The organism is Thermodesulfobacteriota bacterium (assembly GCA_040753795.1).
GTDB lineage: Bacteria > Desulfobacterota > Desulfobacteria > Desulfobacterales > Desulfosudaceae > JBFMDX01.
Map to the genome: position 1 here is coordinate 36573 of JBFMDX010000021.1, position 21272 is coordinate 57844.

Annotated in this window: 17 protein-coding genes; 13 read left to right on the forward strand and 4 right to left on the reverse strand. The window is 56.9% G+C overall.

Annotated elements, in window-relative coordinates; translation table 11 throughout:
- The first annotated feature begins 162 nt into the window (after positions 1–162).
- From AB1724_17815 to AB1724_17870, 12 genes are all read left to right on the forward strand, one after another.
- Positions 163–690: a cob(I)yrinic acid a,c-diamide adenosyltransferase gene (locus tag AB1724_17815; GenBank protein MEW6079667.1), complete on the forward strand. Its 528-nt coding sequence runs from the start codon at positions 163–165 to the stop codon at positions 688–690.
- Positions 691–779: 89 nt separating this feature from the next.
- The gene (locus AB1724_17820) at positions 780–1553 is read left to right on the forward strand and encodes an alpha/beta fold hydrolase (protein MEW6079668.1); all 774 of its coding nucleotides are present in this window, start codon (positions 780–782) and stop codon (positions 1551–1553) included.
- 309 nt (positions 1554–1862) lie between these two features.
- Positions 1863–2063: a cold-shock protein gene (locus tag AB1724_17825; GenBank protein MEW6079669.1), complete on the forward strand. Its 201-nt coding sequence runs from the start codon at positions 1863–1865 to the stop codon at positions 2061–2063.
- A 75-nt stretch (positions 2064–2138) separates the two neighbouring features.
- Positions 2139–2309, forward strand: coding sequence for a hypothetical protein (locus AB1724_17830; protein ID MEW6079670.1), 171 nt, complete (start codon positions 2139–2141; stop codon positions 2307–2309).
- Positions 2310–2602: 293 nt separating this feature from the next.
- Complete coding sequence (locus AB1724_17835; protein MEW6079671.1) at positions 2603–4432, forward strand: PAS domain S-box protein; 1830 nt, start codon at positions 2603–2605, stop codon at positions 4430–4432.
- Between the two features lie 321 nt (positions 4433–4753).
- On the forward strand, positions 4754–5329 hold the full coding sequence (locus AB1724_17840) for a response regulator (protein ID MEW6079672.1): 576 nt from the start codon (positions 4754–4756) through the stop codon (positions 5327–5329).
- 9 nt (positions 5330–5338) lie between these two features.
- A complete protein-coding gene (locus AB1724_17845; GenBank protein ID MEW6079673.1) occupies positions 5339–6217 on the forward strand; it encodes a methylenetetrahydrofolate reductase in 879 nt (292 codons plus the stop codon).
- Between the two features lie 12 nt (positions 6218–6229).
- Positions 6230–7540 (forward strand): (Fe-S)-binding protein, encoded by a 1311-nt coding sequence (locus AB1724_17850; protein ID MEW6079674.1) that lies wholly within the window; start codon positions 6230–6232, stop codon positions 7538–7540.
- Entirely contained in the window at positions 7537–11973 is a 4437-nt protein-coding gene (locus AB1724_17855) for an NAD(P)-binding protein (GenBank protein MEW6079675.1), read from the forward strand. The genes AB1724_17850 and AB1724_17855 overlap by 4 nt, the downstream gene beginning before the upstream one ends.
- Before the next feature lie 15 nt (positions 11974–11988).
- The gene (locus AB1724_17860; protein MEW6079676.1) at positions 11989–12420 is read left to right on the forward strand and encodes a hydrogenase iron-sulfur subunit; all 432 of its coding nucleotides are present in this window, start codon (positions 11989–11991) and stop codon (positions 12418–12420) included.
- Between the two features lie 44 nt (positions 12421–12464).
- Complete coding sequence (locus tag AB1724_17865) at positions 12465–13154, forward strand: methylenetetrahydrofolate reductase C-terminal domain-containing protein (GenBank protein ID MEW6079677.1); 690 nt, start codon at positions 12465–12467, stop codon at positions 13152–13154.
- Complete coding sequence (locus tag AB1724_17870) at positions 13151–14089, forward strand: methylenetetrahydrofolate reductase (GenBank protein ID MEW6079678.1); 939 nt, start codon at positions 13151–13153, stop codon at positions 14087–14089. The genes AB1724_17865 and AB1724_17870 overlap by 4 nt, the downstream gene beginning before the upstream one ends.
- 46 nt (positions 14090–14135) lie before the next feature.
- Here the strand turns inward: AB1724_17870 and AB1724_17875 are convergent, their stop codons facing one another.
- The 3 genes from AB1724_17875 to cls all read right to left on the reverse strand — a co-directional run bounded on the left by AB1724_17875 (position 14136) and on the right by cls (position 18052).
- Positions 14136–15287 (reverse strand): hypothetical protein, encoded by a 1152-nt coding sequence (locus AB1724_17875; GenBank protein ID MEW6079679.1) that lies wholly within the window; start codon positions 15285–15287, stop codon positions 14136–14138.
- Between the two features lie 167 nt (positions 15288–15454).
- Positions 15455–16588, reverse strand: a complete 1134-nt coding sequence (locus tag AB1724_17880) for an SPFH domain-containing protein (protein MEW6079680.1) — start codon at positions 16586–16588, stop codon at positions 15455–15457.
- A 21-nt stretch (positions 16589–16609) separates the two neighbouring features.
- Positions 16610–18052 (reverse strand): cardiolipin synthase, encoded by a 1443-nt coding sequence (gene cls, locus AB1724_17885; protein ID MEW6079681.1) that lies wholly within the window; start codon positions 18050–18052, stop codon positions 16610–16612.
- Positions 18053–18243: 191 nt separating this feature from the next.
- On the opposite strand from cls, the gene AB1724_17890 reads away from it, so the two are divergent.
- A complete protein-coding gene (locus AB1724_17890; protein ID MEW6079682.1) occupies positions 18244–19848 on the forward strand; it encodes a hypothetical protein in 1605 nt (534 codons plus the stop codon).
- 105 nt (positions 19849–19953) lie between these two features.
- Here AB1724_17890 and sppA read toward each other — a convergent pair whose 3' ends face one another.
- Complete coding sequence (gene sppA / locus AB1724_17895; GenBank protein MEW6079683.1) at positions 19954–20979, reverse strand: signal peptide peptidase SppA; 1026 nt, start codon at positions 20977–20979, stop codon at positions 19954–19956.
- Positions 20980–21272: the final 293 nt, after the last annotated feature.

Consider the following 21272-nt stretch of genomic DNA (forward strand, 5'->3'; position numbering starts at 1 on the left):
GGTCCCCGAGCCGGGGTCCAGTTTAAAAACGTCCTTTCCCTCATGAACCCGGCCGGTAACAAAATTTGATTGTTCCGTCCGGTGCATTTCATGGTATGGTCACACCAATGAGGCGCTTCTCCGTTTACATGAGAATGATTCGGGCTTTTTACGGGAAAATCCATGACGACCACCGGGTACGTCCATTTATATACCGGTAACGGTAAGGGCAAGACCACGGCCGCCCTGGGCCTGGCGCTGCGCATGGCCGGCGCCGGCCGACGGTCGCTGATCATTCAGTTCATGAAGGGCCGGCCCTACAGTGAGCTGGAAGCCGTAAAACGGTTAAACGGCCTGATCCGCATCGAGCAGTACGGCAGTCCGGACTTATGTGTTCCCGAGGCCGGAAATCTGGCCGTTCACCGGGAGTTCGCCCGACGGGGCCTGGCCCGGTCCCGGGAAGCGGTCATCGACGACGCCTATTCCCTGGTGGTGCTGGATGAAATCGTGACGGCGGTGTATTTCACCCTGGTCACGGCGGATGAAGTGACCGGCCTGATCGCGGTAAAACATCCGGCCCTGGAACTGGTGCTGACCGGCCGCTACGCCACGCCGGATTTGATCGGGCAGTGCGACCTGGTCACGGAAATGAAGGAGGTCCGGCACTATTATCAAACCGGCGTAGAAGCCCGCAAGGGGATCGAGATGTAATCCGACTAAATGTAGGGGAAGGCTTCAGCCTTCCAGATTCCGGGCACGACCCGAAGGTCGGAAAAATTTTCGGGATGAGGAGGACACGCATGAACACCCTGACCCAAAACGGCATCAGTTTCACGGCCGCCCCCTGGCCGCCGGCGCCAGAACGGCCGACATTGATTTTCATTCACGGTTCGGCCATGTCCAAATCCTTCTGGCAGCCTCAAATGGAAGGACTGTCCGCAGAGTTCAACACCATTGCCCTGGACCTGCCGGGCCACGGCGACAGCCCCGGAGCCGGGCATGACAGCATGGCCGCTTACGGCCAGGCGGTCATTGATTTCATCCATGCCCTTGCCCCGCCGCGGCCGGTGCCCTGCGGCCTCAGCCTGGGCGGGGCGGTCGTCCAGTATCTGCTGATTCATCATCCCGACCGGTTTGCCGCCGGCATCCTTATTAATACCGGCGCCCGGCTGCGGGTATTGCCCCTGATTTTTGAAGCCATCCGCAACAACTTCGACGATTTTGTCAATCTTTCCCACCTCGGCGGGGTGGCCGCCGTCAATCAGTCTCCGGCCATGGCCGAAAAGATCCGGGCGGCCATGCGCTGCACGCCTGATACGGCCATCCGTGATTTTACCGCTTGCGATACCTTCGACGTCATGGCGCGCCTTCCGGAAATCAAGGTGCCGGTGCTGATCATCAGCGGCAACGACGACACCACCACCCCGCCCAAGTACGCTGCCTACCTGGCCCAGCACATCGCCGGCGCCGAGCTGGTCACCATCCCCGACGCGGCCCATCTTGCCCCCCTGGAGCAGCCAGGAGCGGTCAACCGGGCCATTTCGAACTTTTTGAAGCGGATGCAGGGAGCCTGATGGCGGTAGTCATTAATGGCGGCACTCAAAGATGGTATGGTTCTCCGGGGAAAATCATCCGGTATCGGCTCGTAACGTGTCGTTATTTAATGATTAAGTCATATTATGTCGTTGAAAAAAAATAATTAATAAAAACAAATAATTATCTTGCTTATTCAAAAAGAACGGGTTATGGTATCAACATCAATTAAGACCTGATGAATCTATTTGATTCTCAGGGCGGTTCCTGCTGAAGGAAGTTTCCATTTGTGAAAGTGGCACCCTCCAGTTTGCGAAATTGAAATATTATTAAGAAAGGAGGATGCTATCATGACCAATGGAACTGTCAAATGGTTCAACGACCAAAAAGGGTTCGGATTCATTGAGCAGGAAAACGGACCTGACGTGTTTGTCCATCATTCAGCAATCAATGCGGCCGGATTCAAATCTCTAAATGAGGGTGACCGGGTTTCTTTTGATGTTGAGCAGGGGCAGAAAGGCCCTTCCGCTACTAATGTCACCGTAATTTAAAAAATTTATTCCTAATAAAGAAAGGCATCTCTTCATGTTTGAAGGGATGCCTTTCTCGTTTCCGGGAGGCGGATTATGGCAAGATCAACGTTTCAGCGCAATAAGCGTCAGAAAGAACTGGCGCGAAAGCAGAAAAAAGAAGAGAAGAAACAGCGGAAAATGGATAAAGATATGCACCCGTCGGAAGATGGCCATGATCAGTTACAGGTCGGCGGCGTGGAGCAGGACCTTGTTATCGATGTTTAGCCTCAGAATATGAGGGCTGCGCTTCAGGGCTGCGAAAATCAGGCGCGCCGGACTGGGGAATTACACCACCTAAAATTTTTTCACGCACGTTAAGCACCTGGAAAACCGTTGACACATAACCACGGCTTGTTGTACATAACGGTTAATCCTCGCGGCATTCCCATCAAGTTCTCCGGTTAAAATTTTTGCATGCCCTGGCCTTGATCCGGAATGCTGACTTTAGAGATACCCCGCAAACAGAAGGGGGAGACAGATCAGTTTCGGCAGTCTATTTGCATTAGGAGGAAAAAATCATGGCCGCGCAAAGTATGCTCAGGCTGATTGATGCCATGGATGCTCTCGAAGACGGGATCTATATCGTAGGAGAAGATTACGTCGTCGAATACATGAACAAGGCCATGATCCAGTTGTTCGGGGAGGGCGTGGGCAAAAAATGTTTTGAGGTGTTGAACGATAGAACAAGCGCCTGCCCCTGGTGTAAATATCAGGACATTCTCGCCTCCGGGAGCCGGCGGGACAGCGAAACCTATATTTCCAAAGTCGATCGGACCTTTCATGTGGTGGAACGCCCGGTATCCAACAAGGACGGTTCCATGTCCAAGATTTCGATTTACCGGGACATCACCCACAGCAAAAAACAGGAAGCCCGGCTGAAGTCATCGGAGGAAAATTACAAGCGGCTGTTTGAACACGCCGGCTGCGGTGTCTTTGTCAGCAGCAAGCAGGGCCGTTTTCTGGATGTGAATCCGGCGCTGTTGCGGATGATGGGGTATGACGACAAGGAGGCCTTTCTCGCCCTGGATCTGGCGACGGCTATATATCTCAAGCCTGAAGACAGGAAAAAATATCAGGAGACAGTGGAGAAGAAAGGCAGCGTGGTCGGCTACGAAGTGGAATGGAAAAAAAAGGACGGTTCAACTATCCAGGTCCTGCTGACCAGTAATGTCCGCTATGATCCGGAGGGAAACATCGAAGGGTACGAGGGTATTGTTATCGATCAGTCCGAGAGAAAAAAAATGGAAGACAAAATGAAGGAAGCCCTCGATTTTCTCGACAAGACCATTCAATGCTCGCCCAACGCCATCATGGCGGCCAATCTGAAGGGGGAGTTGATCATCTGGAACAACGGGGCGGAAGGGATCCTCGGGTACAAAGCCGCGGACGTTATCGGCAGAATGAATGTGGCAGAGGTCTATCCCCCGGGAGTGGCCCGTACGGTCATGAAAATGCTGCGAAGCGACGATTACGGCGGCAAGGGAGTGTTGCGGTCGTACCCGCTGGTGGTAAAAAATATTCGCGGAGAAGAGATAGAAGGCAATCTCTCGGCCGGCATTATTTATGACGAGCAGGGCCGGGAAATCGCCACCGTGGGAATTTTCGTCGACCTGGGCGAGTGGCTGACGATTGAACGCACCCTCAGCCAGACCCGTCAGCAGCTGCTTCAGTCTGAAAAGCTGGCCGCCATGGGCCGTCTGACTTCGCAAATCGCGCATGAACTGAACAACCCGCTTTACGGGATCATGAATACCCTGGAACTGTTGAAAACGGAAGTCCCGCCGACCAACAAGCGGCGGAAGCTGCTGGACATGTCCCTTTCCGAGGTCGAGCGGCTGGCGGATATGTTAAAAAAAATGCTCTCTTTTTCAAAGCCGGACGAGGTCAAGAAGTCCAATATCAATATCAACACCGTGCTGGAGGAAATCCTGCTTTTTTATGAAAAGCGGTTCAAGGAAAACAGCATCAAAGCCAGGGCCGAATTTACGGCTGAACCGGGCCTGGTCCATGCTTCCCGGGATCAGCTCCGCCAGGTGTTTATCAACATCATTTCCAACGCTATGGACGCCATGCCCGATGGCGGCGGCTTGAAGGTTGCCACCGCCAGGAAGAGCGACAGCATGGTGATCACCATTTCCGACACCGGCACCGGCATCAAGGAAGAATACATCGAAAAGATTTTTGACTCTTTTTTTACCACCAAGAAAGACAGCGTTAAAGGGGTCGGGCTGGGCCTGTCGGTCTGTTACGGTTTTATCAAGGACCATGGCGGCGATATTCAGGTCGTCAGCAAACCGGGGGAAGGCGCTACCTTTATTATTACCCTGCCGATCAGCCAGGACGCCTGATCCATTCCATCGGTCCTGCTGCATCCAAATGTAGCCTGCTGTTTTTCGTTATCCCCATAATTTTTCAGAATTCCCATCTATTCCATTATTAAATACCTTTTTGCGGATACGGTTGCTCGCCGTCTGCTTTACGTTATTTTTTCATAATTAAATAAGTATATTGAATTTTAATAAACGGGCCTTTTTATGCGGGCACGGTCCAGTTTTTATAGATAATGCAGATTTTTCATTTTTATATTGACATAAAACAAAACTATAAATAATATAAAAACTAAAATAAGTGTATTTACGGGGGCAATCGTCAATAAAGGGAGAAAGAAAATGGAAGATACGTTGACTGTATTTACCGCCAGCAAATACTGCAATGTTTCGCCAAAGACCATCATCAACTGGGTGGATGCCGGGCACATCAAGGCCTATCGGACTATTGGCGGGCACAGGCGCATCAAGCGAGACGACCTGGAAACGTTTATGCGCAACCAGGGCATCCCCATCCCCCAGGAGAAGGAGGCGGGGGACCGCAAAAAAATCCTGGTAGTGGACGATGATCTCATCATCGTCGAGTCAATCGTTCAGGCGCTGGAAGAAGACGAATACAACTACGAGGTCATCTCCGCGTCCGACGGTTTTGAGGCGGGGCTGCAGGTCAAACACTTCAACCCCGATCTTTTGATTCTCGATATCATGATGCCGGATATCAAGGGGTATGAGGTGTGTAAAAAAATCAAGACCGGCGAGGATACCAAACACATCAAAATCATCGTTCTGTCGGCCTATCTTGATGAAGAGAAATTCAAGCAGATGAAGGAAAACGGAGCGGATGTCTGTTTTTCCAAGCCGCTGCCACTGCCCAAGCTCAAGGAAGAAGTGGCCAACCTGCTGGGAATGAAAAAATAGGAGGCGGATATGAATTTAAGGGATGCGTTGAAAAACAAGATCTTTGTCGTCACCTCGGAAGTTCAGTCGCCTCTGGGTGAAGATGATCCTGAAAAGCTGATCGAAAATCTGAAAAAAATAAGAGGCCGGCTGGATGGCGTGTCGGTATCGGAAATTGAACTGGAAGGGATTGTCGGCGACACCATCAAAACCTGCGACCTGTTGAAGCAGAACCGGTTTAACGCCATTTACCAGACCACCACCCGGGACAAGAACCGGTTCCAGCTTCAAAAGGACCTGACTCAGGCCAGCGAGGCGGGAGTGGAGAACCTGCTGGTTTTCACCGAAGACTATCGCATATCGGGCGATTCGCTTCAGGAGACCATGTTCTTTCATGTGGATTCCGGAAAACTGGCGTCGGTGCTGGAGCATCTCAAGGAAGGCCGGACCATCGACGGCAAGGAACTGGCCAAAAAGATCGACTTTGTGCTGGGTTCCGGCGTGGAAACTCCCGGCGGGAAAAATGTTCCCAAGCAGGGGCTGGAGGAGATGGAAGACATGATGAACGTCGGCGCCGGCTATTTTCTGACCACGCCGGTGTTTGACCTGGACCAGTTCGAGCGGTTCATGAAACAGGTCAAGGACTTCAACGTGCCGGTCATTGCCGAGGTGATGATTTTGCGGACCGCGGGTATGGGCAAGTTTTTGAATCGTCATTTCCGTTCCGGCCTTGTACCGGACTGGGTCATTCAACGGCTCCTGCAGTCGCCGGACAAGACCAGGGCCAGCATCGAACTGTTTGCCGAGACGGTCAAAGGGCTGAAGGACCTCTGCCAGGGGGTTCATATCATCACCATCGGCGGTGAAGAAAAACTATCCGATTATCTGAATGCCGCCAAACTCAAATAAGGAAGATCCGACATGACCAAGGTGCTCGATGTCGATGAACTGGTATGTGAGTTTAAAGAGGAGGTCCTGGAACGCCTGCCGCAGGCCAATTTCGATCTCTGCCTGACCTGCGGCACCTGCACCGGCGGGTGCCCGGCCTCGGAGCAGTTTGACCTGGATCCCAGAAAGTTCCTGCGCATGCTGCTCCTGGGAATGGACGATGAGGTCAGGCAAAGTCCCTGGGCCTGGGTCTGCACCATGTGCGCCCGGTGCAAGTTCGCCTGTCCCATGGACATCGACATTCCCAAGCTGATTTACAATGTACGGGCCTCCTGGCCCCGGGAAAAGCGGCCCAAGGGCATTCGCGGTTCCTGCGATCAGCACATCCGGGCCGGGAACGCCATGGGCGTGTCGTCCGATGATTTCCGGTTTACCATCGAGGACGTGGCCCAGGAGATCCGGGACGAGCATCCGGGGTTTGAGGATCTCCAGGTATCGGTCGATCGGGTCGGGGCCAAAATTGCCTTGAACCAGAACTCCCGGGAACCGGTCACGGAACCGGATGAACTGGGCCCGTTGTGGAAGGTGCTCCATATGGTCGGCGCGGACTGGACCTATCCCACGGTCATGTGGGGCGGCGAGAATTACTGCATGTTTCTGGCCGACGACGAAGGCTGGCGCTATATCATGGAGGAGTTCGTCTATCATGTGGACAATGTTCTGGGGTGTGAGACGGTGGTCAATACCGAGTGAGGGCATTCCTACTTTTCAATCCTGGAAGGATTGAGAAAATATCAGATTCCCCACCGCTTCCAGCTGACGACCATCATCGAGCTTTATGCCGAGTGGATCAAAAACGGCACCCTCAAGGTCAATTCCGACTGGAACAAAGACATCAAAGCCAAGTTTACCATTCAGGACCCCTGCAATATCGGCCGGAAAAGCGGCTCGGACAAAATCGTGGACGATTTGCGGTTCGTGGTCAAAACCGTGGTGGGGGAGGAGAATTATGTCGAAATGATTCCCAACCGCTCCAACAATTATTGCTGCGGCGGCGGCGGCGGCGCGCTTCAGGGCGGTTATCCCGATCAGCGGCGGGCGTACGGAAAGGTCAAGTTCGATCAGATCATGGCCACCGGTGCCCATTACGTGATCGCGCCCTGTCATAACTGCCACTCCCAGATCGAAGACATGGGCGACCATTACGGCGGTGATTACCATGTGGTCCATCTGTGGACGATCCTCTGTCTGGCCATGGGGGTTCTGGCTGAGAACGAACGCGTCTATCTGGGACCGGACCTGGCTGACGTCAACATACTTCAAAAGAAGGGACGGGAAGAATGACCGACAACGTGACCGGATCGGTACTGGTGGTGGGCGCCGGGATCGCCGGCATTCAGGCGTCGCTGGACCTGGCCGAATCCGGGTTTCTGGTTTATCTGGTCGACAAGTCTTCGGCCATCGGCGGGAAAATGGCCCAGCTGGACAAGACCTTTCCCACCAACGACTGCTCCATGTGCATTATCTCTCCCAAACTGGTCGAGGCCGGCCGGCATCTGAATATTGAACTGCTGACCATGGCCGAGGTGGAGAGCATCTCCGGCCAGGCCGGAAATTTTGCGGTAAAAATCAGAAAGACGGCCCGTTATATCGATCTGAAAAAGTGCACCGCCTGCGCCGAATGCGCCAAGGTCTGCCCGGTGGAGCTGCCCAATTTGTTCGACGAGAAACTCGGTGACCGGAAAGCGGCTTACAAGCTTTACCCCCAGGCCATGCCCAGCGCCTTTGCCATAGAAAAGGGCGACCGGGCGCCCTGCCGGCTGACCTGCCCGGCGGGATTGAACGTCCAGGGATACGTGCAGATGGTCAAGACGGGCAAGTACAAAGAAGCCCTTGAGATCATCATGGAGCAACTGCCGCTGCCCGGCGTGCTGGGGCGGATCTGTCCGCACGAGTGCGAAGACGCCTGCCGGCGGTGCCAGGTGGACCAGCCGGTGGCCATCCGGGACCTGAAGCGGCTGGCCGCCGACATGGCCGATCCCCGGGAGATTGACATCCCCCGCGCCGAACCACTGGGGAAGAAGGCGGCCATTATCGGGTCCGGTCCGGCCGGCCTGACGGCGGCTTATCATCTGGCCAAAAAAGGAATCGGGGCGACTGTTTTTGAGGCCCTGCCCCTTGCCGGCGGCATGCTGCGGGTGGGGATACCGGCCCATCGCCTGCCCCGGGATGTGCTGGACAAGGATATTGAGGTGATCACCCGTCTGGGGGTTGAGATCAAAGTCAATACGCGCCTCGGCGTCGATTTTACGATTGATGACCTTTTCAAGGATGGCTATGAAGCCGTGTTTCTGGCCATGGGCGCCCATCAGGGCATGAAACTGGATATTCCCGGAGAAGACCTCGCCGGTGTCCGCCAGGGAGTGGATTTCCTGCGGGAGATGAATCTCTCCGGAACCGCTCCCGTCGGCCGTCATGTGGCCATTATCGGGGGCGGCAACGTGGCCATTGACGTGGCCCGGAGCGCGGTGCGCCTGGGCGCGGAAAACGTCCGCATCATCTATCGCCGGACCCGGAAGGAGATGCCGGCCTGGGAAGAGGAGATCCAGGCGGCGGAAGCCGAGGGCGTGGAAATCACTTACCTGTCGGCGCCCCTGGAGATCCTGGGAAAAAACGGCAAGGTCTCCGGCCTCAGATGCATAAAAATGGAACTGGGTGAGCCTGATGCCTCCGGCCGGCGCCGTCCGGTAGCGATTCCCGGCAGCGAATATGAAATCAAAGTCGATCAACTCATTCCGGCCATCGGCCAGCGTCCGGATGTTTCCGCGATTGAGCGGATTGCTGGAATCAAAATTTCCCGGGGAGCGACCACGGAAGTCGATCCCGTTACGTTTGAAACCGGGGCAAAAGGCGTCTTTGCCGGCGGTGACCTGCAGACCGGTCCCGGCGTGGCCATCGGCGCTGTTGCCGCCGGTATGGCGGCGGCCGAATCCATCTCCCGCTACCTCCGGGGCGAAGACCTGGCCGCGGGGCGGAAACCGGCGATCAAGGAACAGCCCGATTTCCGCCCGGTTCCCGATCATCCCGTGAAGGAGAACCGCTATCGCACTCGCGAGCTGCCGGTTTCGGAGCGGGCCGGGAATTTCAACGAGGTCGAACTGGGATATGAAGAAGAAGCCGGGAGGAAAGAAGCCGGCCGGTGTCTCAACTGCGGCTACTGTTCCGAGTGCATGCAGTGCGTGGAGGCCTGCCTGGCCGGAGCGGTCGATCACTTCATGGCGCCGGAGGAGATCGACCTGCGGGTGGGCGCGGTCATTCTTTCACCGGGGTTTTCGGCCTTTGATCCGGTCAAATATGTCTCCTACGGATACGGGCAGAGTCCGAACATCGTCACCAGCCTGGAGTTCGAACGACTTCTGTCCGCCTCCGGCCCCTTCGGCGGGCACCTGGTCAGACCCTCGGATCACCGGGAGCCGGAAAAGATCGCCTGGCTCCAGTGCGTCGGTTCCCGCGATATCAACAAGGGAGACCACAGCTACTGCTCCGGGGTCTGCTGCATGTATGCCAACAAGCAGGCGGTGATCGCCAAGGAACACAGCAAACAGGATCTGGATACGGTCATCTTTTTCATGGACATGCGGACCTACGGCAAGGATTTTGACAAATACCAGATCCGGGCCGAAGACGAGAGCGGGGTCCGGTTTGTCCGGTCCAGGATCCACTCTGTTTTCCCCCTGCCCGACGACCGGCTGAGGATCGTCTATGCCACTGAATCCGGCTCCACCGCCGAGGAGATCTTCGATATGGTGGTGCTGTCCGTGGGCCTGTCGCCGTGCCAGGACGCCGCCGACCTGGCCCGCAAGATGGGCATAGAACTGAACGCCCACGGATTTGCCGCCACCCGCAATCTGTCGCCGGTCAGCACGTCCCGGGAAGGCATTTATGTCTGCGGCACCTTCCAGGAGCCCAAGGACATCCCCTTTTCCGTCATGGAGGCCTCGGCCGCGGCGGCCACGGCTTCCAGCAAACTCAAGTCGGAACGCTGGCGCCTGACCCGGACCCGGGATCTCCCGCCGGAGAAAAAATTCGACGGCCAGTCTCCCCGGATCGGGGTGTTTGTCTGCAATTGCGGGATCAATATCGGCGGCGTGGCCGATGTCCCGGCGGTCCGGGATTATGCCGCCACCCTGGCCTATGTGGTTCACGTGGAGGACAATCTGTTCACCTGCTCCCAGGACTCCCAGGACCGCATGAAAAAAGTCATCGCGGATAAGGAGCTCAACCGGGTGGTGGTCGCCTCCTGTTCCCCCCGGACCCATGAACCGCTCTTCCAGGAAACCATCCGGGATGCCGGACTGAACAAATACCTGTTTGAGATGGCCAACATCCGGGACCAGAACACCTGGGTTCACATGGATGATCCGGACAGGGCCACCGCCAAGGCCAAAGACCTGGTGCGCATGGCCGTAGCCAAGGTCGCCTACGTGGAGCCGCTGCATCAGGTCAGCCTGGAAATTAAAAAGTCCGTCCTGGTGGTGGGCGGCGGCGTGGCCGGAATGGAGTCGGCCCTGGGCGTGGCCGATCAGGGATTCGATGCCATCCTGGTGGAAAAGACCGCCGAGCTTGGCGGCGTGGCCCGGTCCCTGAGGGCCACCTGGCAGGGCGAAAACATCCCGGCCTATCTTGACGACCTCATCGCCAGAGTAAAGGGCAATCCCCGGGTAACCCTGCTCCTGAGCAGCGAAATCACGGCCACGACCGGATCCCTGGGGAATTTTGTTTCCACCGTTACCCGGCGGGGTCCGGGAAAAGAAGTGATTACGGTCGAACACGGCGCCACCATCATCGCCACCGGCGGGGCGGAAGACAAACCGGAACAATATCTCTACGGCCAGCATCCCGACGTTCTGACCCATCTGGACATGGACCAGGCCCTGGCATCGGATGATGCCCGGATCACCGGCGCCAGATCAATGGTGTTCATCCAGTGCGTGGGGTCGAGGGACGAAACTCATCCTTACTGCAGCAAGGTGTGCTGCACCCACAGCTTAAAGAGCGCCCTGGAGGTCAAGAAGCGCAATCCCCGGACGAAAGTGTTTATTCTGTACCGGGATATCCGTTCCTACGGTTTCAGGGAGGACCTTTTCAAGGAGGCCAGACAGAAAGGGGTGCTGTTTATCCGGTATGACCTGGAACGGGCGCCCGAGGTGGCCTTGAGCCCGGAAAAGAAATTGACGGTGACGGTCGTCGATCATGTCCTGCAGATTCCCGTCCGGATAAAGCCCGACCTGCTGGTGCTGGCCTCGGGCATCGTTCCCGGGGACAACAAGCGGCTGTTCGAGCTGTTCAAGGTGCCGGTCAATGCCGAGGGCTTTCTGGTCGAGGCCCATGCCAAGCTCAGGCCGGTTGATTTCGCCTCGGAAGGCCTTTTCGTGGCCGGCCTGGCCCATTACCCCAAGCCCCTGGAGGAGAGCATCGCCCAGGCGAGGGCGGCTGTTTCCCGGGCGCTTACGCTTATCGCCAAAGACACCATCATGGTGGGCGGGGTGGTGGCCGTGGTGGACCCGACCCGATGCGCCGTCTGCCTGACCTGTGTCCGCACCTGTCCTTACGAAATTCCGTATATTCACGAAGACGGCTACGCCGTCATCGAACCGTTTGAGTGCCATGGCTGCGGCGCCTGCGTGGCCGAATGCCCGGGCAAAGCCATCTCCCTGAAACATTTTACCGATGAGCAGATCAGGGCCAAAACGCACGCTTTATTCGAAGAAGCCTAATGCCTGGAGGAGATTATCATGACGGAAACTTTTGAGCCCAGAATTATCGCCTTCTGCTGTCAGTATTGAGCGTACGCAGCCGGGGACCTGGCAGGTTCCATGCGACTTTCTTACCCCGCGGCCGTCAGGGTGTTTCAGGTGCCGTGTACCGGACGGGTCGACATCATTCATCTGCTCAACGCCATCGAGGACGGGGCCGACGGCGTTTACGTGGCCGGATGCCTGGAAGGGGAGTGCCACTACCGGACCGGCAATCTGAAAACCGCCAGAAAAGTGGCGTACGTGAAAAAAATTCTGAAGGATATCGGCCTGGAGCCGGAACGGGTGGAGATGTTCAACCTTTCCTCGGCCCAGGGACAGCGGTTTGCCGAGATCGCCCGGGAGATGGTGGAAAGAATAAAAGTCATCGGTCCTTCGCCGCTCCGGGTGAACAAGGCGGCCGCCTGACCGGGGTACTGTTATCGCATTCGAATTCAAAAAAGAGGTGAACCATGATCGTTGCCGATCGCAAACCCATGGAAGAGCTGCTGGCCATGGCCTCGCCGTTTGCCAGCATCCTCCTGGTCGGTTGCAAGGGATGCGTTACCGTCTGTAACGTGGGCGGCGCCAAGGAGGTGGAGATTTTGGCCGCCGCCATGAGGATTGCCAGGAAAAAAGATGGGCAGCCGCTGAATATCGATACCCGGGTGCTGGAAAGGCAGTGTGACCGGGAGTATGTCGAACAGTTGCGGGAGGACGTCAATAACTATGAGGCGGTGTTCTCCATGGCCTGCGGCGTGGGGCCGCAGTTCCTGTCCGAGATGTACCCGGACCGGCGTTTCTTCCCGACGGTCAACACCACCTTCTACGGCGGCGCCGTTCGTCACGGGGTCTGGGAGGAGCGGTGCGCCGGCTGCGGTACCTGTATCATTCACCGGTTCGACGGGTTATGTCCCATCGCCCGGTGCGCCAAAAGCCTTCTGCACGGTCCCTGCGGCGGATCTTCCGGCGGCGTTTGTGAAGTGTCCAAAGAGACCGAATGCGTCTGGGACACCATCGTGAAAAAGAAGATGGCCCACGGACGTCTGGCGGATCTGCTGCAGGTGCAGGACGCCAGGGATTGGCGCACGGCCAGGGACGGCGGTCCCCGGCGGAGCATCCGGGAAGAGCTGATCCAAAACCCACAAGGAGAGACCCCATGACGGAATATAAATCAGGCAGTAATCTGGAAAAGGTGCTGAAAGCCGGGCATTTTGCCTTTACCGGCGAATGCGGTCCGCCCAAGGGCGCCAACGTGGACCATCTGACCAGAAAATTCGGCTACCTGAAAGGCAAGGTCGATGCCGTCAATATCACCGACAACCAGACGGCCGTGGTGCGCATGTCCAGCCTGGCGGCCTCCCATATCATGATTCACGAGGGGCTGGAGCCGAATTTCCAGATGGTCTGCCGGGACCGCAACCGGCTGGCCCTGACCAGCGACATCCTGGGCGCCTATGCCCTGGGCATCCGCAATATCCTGTGCCTGTCCGGCGATCATCAGACCTTCGGCAATCATCCCCAGGCCAAGAACGTGCACGATATCGACTCCATGCAGCTCATCCGGCTGGTGACTAAAATGAGGGATGAGGGAAAATTCATGAACGATAAAGAAGAGGCGATCGACGGCCCGCCGAAGATGTTCGTCGGCGCCGCCTGCAATCCCTTTGCCGACCCCTTTGAATACCGGGTATACCGCCTGGCCAACAAAATCGCCGCCGGCGCCGATTTCATCCAGACCCAGTGCATTTTCAACATGGACAAGTTCCGCCAGTTCATGAAAATGGCGGTGGATATGGGGCTCCATGAAAAATGTTATATCCTGGCCGGGGTAACGCCCATGAAGAGCGCCGGCATGGCCAACTTCATGAAAAAAAACGTTCCCGGCATGGACATTCCGGACGCGCTCATCAAACGACTAAAGGGCGTGGACAAGGCCGCCCAGCCGGAAGAGGGCATCCGCTTCGCCCTGGAACAGATCAAAGCGTTCAAGGAGATGGAAGGCGTTGCCGGCGTTCATCTGATGGCCATCGAATGGGAGGAAAAGGTCCCGGAAATCGCCGAACGTGCCGGCATGCTTCCCCGGCCGGCGGTGTAATGTTCCCCTTGATCGGGTTGATAGGGATTTCCGGTGGCTGGGCCGTCTACAGGTTGCCGGCATGGGCCAGGACGTTCTTGTCGATGCTGAGATTGATGTCGCGGTAATACAGGTCAAGGCGGCGGTCTTCAAAGGGGAGGAAAACCAGGGTGACGCGGGTGGGAAAGACGCTGATGTCCGGGTATCGCGGCAGCCAGTCTTCGGGCGGCCGCAGAATGGAGATCAGGGTGATCTTGATGCTCTCCAGTCCTTCAGCGGCCGGCAGGGTGATGGGGTGAAGCCGGCGGTTGGTGATGGTCTCCGCCAGGTCCGTCCGCGGCTGGGCACAGGTCAATTGCTGATTCAGGCGGTGAAATATGTCGCCGCGCACCTTGAAGGCCGTTGACCAGAAGGCCAGCGGCATTTCTTCCCAGGCCGTCTGGACGACCCGGGGAAGATTGGCCAGTCTGACCATATCCGCGTAGGAAGCCAGGGGAACGCCGGCCACGTCCGCCTCCATGCGCCAGAAGGGCAGATAGACCGCGTCCGGGTTGTCCGACGCCACCAGTCCGAAACGGACGCGGACCAGCGCGCCGCGGCGCGGCCGCCACAGGCTCCGGCAGTTAAGACAGGTTAGGGTCAGGGACTGGGCGGCGCCTTCCAGGTCCCAGCCGCAGTCAGGGCAAAGACCGGGAATAAAAATCGTTTCTCCTTCCGGCCGGCAGGTGTCCATGTCGCGGACGTCCCGGTCATCCGGCATGGCCAGGCTCAAGGGCTGATCCAGGACCGCGTCATAGAGCTGCCTGTTTTCGACGTATACCGGCGAATAAATCAGGCTGGCGGTCTCACCGATGTATTCCCTGAAGATGGTAGCCACTTTCAGTCGTACAACCTGGTTGACCCGGTCGAATTCATCCATTGTTTCCTGTAACCGGCAGGGCGTCAGAAATCGGCCCTGATGGTCGGCCGAGACCAGCTTCAGCGGCAGGGCCTGGGAACGCACGCCCAGGGAGGCGGGAAGAAAGTTGATACCGGCAGGAAGAGCGATGCGGCTGATGTCCAGAAACTGATTGGCTACGCCTTTTTCCCGGGTGGCGTAGAAAAGGGTTCCCTTAAACCGCCAGTAGGGAATAAAGACGAGTTCCCTGTGTTCCGCCGCCTGAGCCGACGGCTCGAACCGGTAGCGGAAATAGCGCTTTTGATCGATGCAGGAGCGCACCCGGCAGAATCCGCAGATAAAGAACCGGTCCGCTTCGCCCAGCGTGACCGGAGCGCCGCACTGGGGGCATTGATGGGTTACCTGAAACTGGATGACGGCCTCCGGTGTGTAGCGGAAGGCGTCAGCCCCCCAGTTGTTCTTTTATCATTCATGGCGGGATGTCCCTGTCAGAGCGTCAGTTTCTCCCCGCACTGGTTGCAGAAAAGGGCGTCGGCCAGGTTTTCAAAGCCGCACCCGGTGCATTTGACCGGTAGCCGCTTTTCGGCGGTAGAGTGGCCGCAGCGGGGGCAGAAGTTGGCCCCCGGCGTGATGTTCTTGCCGCAGTTGCCGCATTTCTGGAAGATGATCTGCTGGTGTCCGCACTGGGTGCAGAATTTGGCGTCGGCCGGGATGGGGCTGCCGCATTCGGCGCAGGCTACGGTCGGCGGTCCGGCGGCGGGGCCGTTTTTCGCGGTGGCCATATACTGGGCGGCCAGGCCGGGCAGCATGACGCCCAGCCCCATGCCCATGCCCGCACCGGCGCCGGACCCGTCTCCCTGGGCCGCTTTTTCCATGGCCATGGCGGTCTTCATCTGCATGAGCTTGTTCATGTCGTCAAATACGCCCAGGCGGCTGCGGTCGTCAATGGCGGCCTGCACGTCCGGGGGCGGGGTGATGGCGTTGATGTACAACTCCGTCAGGGCCAGCCCGAACCGGCCGAAATCCTCCTTCAGGGAAAGGACCAGGCCGTCGGCCAGTTCGTTATAGCGGGAGGGCAGCTCCAGGATGGTCTTGATGCGGCTGCCGATGTGGTCGTTGAACCGGGAGACGATGACCTGGTTTAAATAATCTTCGATGGCGTCGGTGGTATAGCGGCCCTGGGTGCCGACCAGGCTGTTGATGAACAGCACCGGCTGGACGATGCGGATGTTGAAAACGCCATAGGCCCGCAGCCGCACCAGGCCCAGTTCGGCGTCCTTGAAAGCCACCGGGTCCCGGGTGCCCCATTTGAGGTTGGTGAACGTCTTCAGGTTGGTGAAGTAAACCTCGGCCCGGAGAGGGCTGGACATGCCCCAGGGCAGGCTGAGAATTTTCGTCAGGATCGGGATGTTGGCCGTCTTGAGGGTGTGCCGCCCCGGGCCGAAAGCACCCACGGCCCGGCCCTGGTAGAAAAAAACCGCGGCCTGGCTTTCCCTGACCGTCAGCTGGGCGCCGTATTTGATTTCTCCGGAGCCGGTCTCCGGCAGGCGGTGAACGAGCTGTTTGCCGCTTTCATCCAGCCATTCCAGGTTTTCCAGAAAAACAAGGTTGTTGGTTCCCATATTGAACCCTCCAGTTTGGTATTACAGGATCGGTGAAAAAAGGCTGGACAGCCTCACCATCAGCTTGAACAGGAGCGACGTCTTCTTGCTCGGATAGATGACCTGGCGGCTGTGCCCGATATCGTCTTGCAGCATTCTTTCCACCCGGGTCGTAAATTCCCTGTTTTTGATGACCAGGTTCATTTCAAAGTTCAGATAGAAAGAGCGGTTGTCGAAATTGGCGCTGCCGATGATGGCCGTATGGTCATCGATGATCATGACTTTCTGGTGCATGAATCCGGGAGAATACCGGTAGACCGTGATGCCGGGAACGGACAGCAAGGCCGGGAAGAAGGAGAACGAAGCCAGGTAGAGGATTTTTTTGTCCGGCCGGCCGGGAAGAATGATGCGGACATCCACGCCTTTTAGAGCAGCCACCTGCAAAGCGTTGATGATGGCGTTATCGGGGACGAAATAGGGGCTGGCGATCCAGACGCGGTCTCTGGCCGAGAGGATGGCGTGCAGAAACATGAGCAGACAGGTGTCGAGCGACTGGCTGGGGTCCGTGGCCAGGGGCAGAATATTCATCCCGCCTGCCGGGGCCGGATGCACATTCCAGGCGATTTCCAGTTTTCTGCGGACCGCCCAGAACCAGTCGGCGGCAAAGGCCAGCTGGACGCCCAGTACAACCGGGCCTTCGACCATGACATGGGTGTCTCGCCAGGCCCCGTATTTTTTCTTTCTGCCCAGGTATTCATCGCCAACGTTGTGGCCGCCCACAAAGCCGGTCTGTCCGTCCACCACCACGATTTTACGGTGATTGCGGAAATTGATCTGAAACCGGTTATACCATCCCCGGGTGGTAAAGAAGGGGTAAATCTCCACGCCGGCGTCCCGAAGCCTTTCTATATATTTGTCGGAAAGGTTACGGGACCCGATTTCGTCGTAGAGAAAAAAAATTTTGACGCCTTCCGCTGATTTCCGGATCAGCAGTTCCTGAAGCCTGGTGCCGATCTCATCGTCACGGACAATGAAAAATTCCAGGAGCAGGTAGTGCCTGGCTGCGTCCATGCGGCGGAACATGGCGTCAAAGGTTGCCCGGCCGTTGATCAGCAGTTCGGCGGTATTGTTGCCGGTAAAGGGAATGCCGGCCAGACTGGCGTATACTTCGTCACCGGCGTTTATTCCAATCTGGTTCCCGTCCATGGGGCTGGCATACCGTTCCATCCGTTTGATGGTCCGGTCAAGCTGGTGATGGGACTGGATATTACCCGCCCGCAGGGACTCGATATAGCCGAAGAACTTGTTGCGACCCAGAACCCAGTAAAGGGGAAGGGCGATCCAGGGCACGACCACCAGGGTAATGGCCCAGGCGATGGCGCCCTGGGCGGACCGGATAAAGAGGATGGCGTGCATGGCGGTGAGGATACCCAGAATTTCGATGGCGGGGATAAGGATTGTCAGGGTCGGTTTCAGCAGTTCCAAGGGCATAAACCTGTCGGATTTATAAAATCTGGATTGGTTGGGTGTTTATCTATGATATAAATCAATTTGTGTATGGATGTCCAGTGGTTCGTGTGTTTAAAAAGGTTTAAGGTTTAAGGTTCAGGGTTTAAGGTACAAGGCTTAAGGCTCAGGGTTCAAGGGTTAAGGGGCAAGATGACGAGGAAACCAGAATGATAGAACTTTCTACCTGCGTGGCGCCGGAAGGCCGGTTTGTCGTGGGGGTTCACCGGGCCGCTTTCCGGGTCGCGAACTTTCGGGAAAAGGATTACGTTGATACGCTGGGGATTACCCGCGATAGACGACCTTATACCAATCAGGCCAACTTCCCGGCCAAGGATGTGATCGAAGAGAACGCCGATCGGGTGTACGAGATTCGTAACCCCTTTCCTTTCCGGGGGGTGACCTATATCGCCGGAAGTTGGGCGGATAAAAACGCCGCCGCGCCGGAACGGATTTGTCTGCCAAGTCCTCCCCGGGTTTCGTTCATGGAAACGGTCGGCCAGTGGAGCGGGGGCGGCAACCCCGACCTTCTGCTGGCGCTGCTGCCGGAGTCGCTGCAACTGGCTTTGGCGACGACCACGACCGATCCGGATGATCTGGTAAGGCTGGCGGCCATCAGCTGCGATTTCGTGATGGATCGGACTTCCGGTCGACCTGCCGGCCTTTATTATTCCAACAGTGAAAACGGTCCGGCGCGGCCGGAGATCAGGAATGAAAAGCTGTTTGAAGCCGTGGCCAACAACCCCCGGCTTCCCGATGACTACAAGCGGGTCATGGTACTGCGTCCGGGTGCCCAGGGCGGCAGCGAAATCACGGCGGAGTGGCGCGGGGAGGATTCGGGCCACGTCTTTGAATACCTGCGGCGGAACAGCTACATCCCCTGGGGCCATTATGCCGCCAACATGGCCGATGACGCCGTCCGCTACCGGATCAGCGACCTGACGCCGGAAGACGTGCGGGGGATGCGTCATTTGTATTACCAGCGGACTTTCGTCCGAATAGCGGAAATACTGGGCCTGGATTTTCCGGAAAGACGGCGGACCCTGACGGAGGGAGACCTGGAACACTTGCGGGGGCGGATTCTGGAGGCCGCCTTCGCCGCGGATAAAGATCGGCCCCTGCCTTTTGACGCCACGGTCTGGGGCTGGAATTTCGGCTTTGATTATGCTCCGACCGGTTATCGTCTTCACGCTTCCCATCAGCAGACCCATCAGCAGTTCGCCCTGACTCCGGCCAAGGTGGAGACTTTAGACGGGCAGCAGATTCCGTCCTATTCCTGCGGAGACCTGGTAGCGGAATTCATTCAAGAATATTTCCGGAAGACCGGCCGGCAATTTTTCGAGGCATACCTGGAGGCGATTGACAACAATACCCGCACCGACGGACGTTCGGGAGAAAGCAGTCTGGCGGTTTATCGGGATGATAACGTGCTCCTGTTCGTTCCCAAGGCCCAGACCTCCCAGTGGGAACTGCAGTTGATGACCGTAAAACCGGTGGCCAATATTCTTCAGGCCGATACCGGGACCCGGCGATCCCTGGACCGGGGGATTCACACGGCGGTGCGCGTACTGGGCGGCCTGGGCGCCCGGATGATTACCACCATTGAATATGCCGGCCGGATAGCGTCAACGGAACCGGATCAGCGGCTGATCTACAGTTTTCTGCCGCGGCTGCCGGAATCCCCCGGCGCCTTCAGCGAGGCCCAGCTCCGCTGGATCAACGGTCACTACCCCGAGGATTTCGCGAGCGCCTGTAGGAAGTGTTTAAGTGATTAAGTTTTAAGTGTTTAAGTGATTAAGTTTTAAGTGTTTAAGTGATTAAGTTTTAAGTGATTAAGTGGTGGGTACCTTCCACGCCCCTCGACCCCTTGAACCCTTCCGTTACGGCGCTCTCGGCCACCACAGATAATAGAATCCGGCTTCGCAAACGGGCAGGGCATTCAAAAGGTCCACGTTGACAAGCGCCGGGCCGTTGCCTTCATACTGGGCCGACAGCGAGTTGTAGATGGTGTCGTTGGGATAGGCGGTCCGGCGGTAGACCACCACCCGGGCGTTGGCCGGCAGACCGGACATTTGTCTGGCCGCGGCGATGGCCTCTTCCAGATAGCCGATGCGGTCGATCAGGCCCGCCGACAGGGCCCCGTCGGCAGTGAAAATACGGGCGGTCTCCACATTCTCAACGGTCAGTCCGCGGCCGTCGCGATGCAGTTTGACCAGGGACATAAACCGATCCGCGTAATAGCGGATCAGGGCGTTGAAAATAGCGTCCTCTTCTTCTGTGGCCGCGCGGAAGGGAGAACCCATGTCCTTGTTCCGCCCGGAAACGCGGGCATTGACGCCGACGCCGATCTTGTCCAGCAGTTCATAGACCTGAGGCGTAACGAAGATCACGCCCACGGAACCGGTAACGGTGGTGGGATGGGCAATGATCTGATCGGCCGGCAGGGCAATGTAATATCCCCCCGAGGCCGCCACGTCCATCAGGGCCGCGATAATCGTCGCGCCGGTGGCTTTCTTGTATTGCAGGATGCGGTGATACAAAATATCACTGGCGGTGATGGTGCCGCCGGGGGAGTTGATTTTCAACACTACCGCCTTGACGTCCGGATCCTTTTCCGCCAGTTTCAACTGGGCGATGGTCTCCTGAAGCATGCTCGGTTCTTTACCGGACATGAATTTTTCTTCGGTCTTGTCCGTAATCATGCCATTGATGTTAATGACGGCCACTTTTTCCCGGCCGGTTCCTTCCAGGGTGTATTCCCTCAAAGGGACGGTGGCGTCGGGCTGAAGTTTGATGCCCGGAAGGCATCCGGCGGTTGAAAGAAAAAGGGCGGTTCCGAAGATGGCCAGAACAACGGCCTTCAGAAAACCGGGTTTTTCGTCGATGGATATAATTTTTTTACACATTATGAAAACTCCTTTTGGATCAGACGTGTTGACCATGCCGTTTGTGCATTATCGGTTTTGAATCATATTGTATAAAAACGCAACCGAATTCAGAAAAAAGAATGGCACGTTTGTCCGCAGGGCCGGCCTTCAGGCCGCCTTTTACAGGTCAACCGGAATATCCCCGTGCCCCTGCGGGGCATTCTCCTGTGTTAATGATTTAAATTAATTTAAACCGATTTTAAAGCAATTGACAGCCACCGGTCGATTGCCTATACTTTTCCTTTCCAAAATATACCCTGGGGACTTGACCC